This window comes from Citrobacter sp. wls711 (assembly GCF_005281055.1).
Classification (GTDB): domain Bacteria; phylum Pseudomonadota; class Gammaproteobacteria; order Enterobacterales; family Enterobacteriaceae; genus Citrobacter; species Citrobacter gillenii.
In genome coordinates this window covers 1-1,507 of the sequence record NZ_SZXC01000066.1, presented here as the reverse complement: position 1 = coordinate 1,507, position 1,507 = coordinate 1, and the positions used below count along the sequence as shown (strand labels likewise).

The following is a 1,507-nucleotide window of genomic DNA, read 5'->3' as shown; positions in this document are numbered from 1 at the left end:
TCCGCTTCACGCCCTGAGACATTCGACAAGCTTTTTATGGCTTCAGTAAGGGCGAGTGGCGCGCTTCGAGAGCCAGCAAATATTTTGCTTCATCGTACTGGGTTCTGGCCTTCCAGCAGCGGTAAATGATCCTTATCCATTTGAACGCCAGTGCCCGGATCGCAGACTGATGAGATTTGCCCTTCTCTCTGAGGCCCTGATAATACAGTCTGGCCCAGTATGATGAATTAACCGTCTTGGCAGCCCATTCAACAAAGGTTTGCCTGACGAACTTGGCACACTGCCATCGCCAGTGAACCCAGGATTTCTGGCCACTTCGTTCTGTCACCGGTGCAATACCTGCGTAGTTTTGAATTTCTTCAGCGCTGTTAAACCGGTCACGGTTATCACCAAGTGCAGCAAGCATTCGTGGGCCCATACACGGCCCCATGCCCGGAAGTGATTTGAACAGCTCCGCATCTGGCAATGTGTCAAACAACGCTTCGATTCGTTCGTCATAGGTTTTGATGATTTCACTCACGACTTTAATTTGTGTCGCCAGTGCTGTTGCCATCAAAGCATTAGCCTCTATAACGCTCGGGTCTGTAGTCAATGGGATCGCGTTATCAATACTCGCAACACGTTGCTCGGTAAGAGCCATTGCGCGGCCACCTTTGGCATTCAGAAAGTTGCGGATCGTGTCGCGCCTCGCTCGTTTCAGTTGTTGCAGACTGGGCCACCGGATAATCAGCTCACACAATAGTAAGCTACCCCGATGTGAGAACCACTCCAGTGGCTGAGGATAATACTGTTTAAGTGTGTTGATTATCCGGTTCACAAAACGGCGTTTATCTTCAACCAGCTGACGGCGCTGCTCAACCAGTTGCTGGAGTAACCGGATATCCGCATTGTCGGGTTCAATGGCTTTTATCTTTTGGGGATAACGCAGCATTAACTCTAATGCCAGCTCGGCATCCTGCGGGTCATCTTTAGCGCCGCTGGGCGAGAAGGCCTGCCGGTAACGAGCCAGGGACAAAGCGTGGACGGGGAAAACGGTGATAAATGGATATTTCTGAAGAGCATACACCACGGGACCTTTCTTCAGCTCAACGGCGATAGCGATCCTGCCTTTTACCTTCTGGTGTAACTCGGTAAGCCAGACATCAAGTGCTTCCGGCGTATGTTCAATCACATGGAATGTGCGTTCACCGTTTTTAAACTGAACACAGACATCGTGCTTTTTATCTGCCCAGTCCAGACCAACGTGCGCAGCAAATTGATTAGTCGCAGTCATCACCAACTCCTTTTTATCGGGGATTGGTATGCATTCCACGCTCTTCGAAAGAAATATAGCCAGCAGTTTATCTGCATGCCCTGAGTATTCGTTAGCGAACGTGGAGCACCCACTGGCTCGAAAGAAAAGCGGCGATCATCACGTGATTCTCGCTCAATATTCGTAACCAGTAAGCGCATACCCTGAATCACTTAAAGTGTAATTCTCAGGGTGCGAATGACTATATCTCGCTCA

1 protein-coding gene is annotated in these 1,507 nt (G+C 49.8%); it reads right to left on the bottom strand.

The window, feature by feature from the left end; translation table 11 throughout:
• Positions 1–34 precede the first annotated feature (34 nt).
• Positions 35–1,273, bottom strand: coding sequence for an IS110 family transposase (locus tag FDW98_RS18920; RefSeq protein WP_003030308.1), 1,239 nt, complete (start codon positions 1,271–1,273; stop codon positions 35–37).
• Between the last annotated feature and the right edge of the window lie 234 nt (positions 1,274–1,507).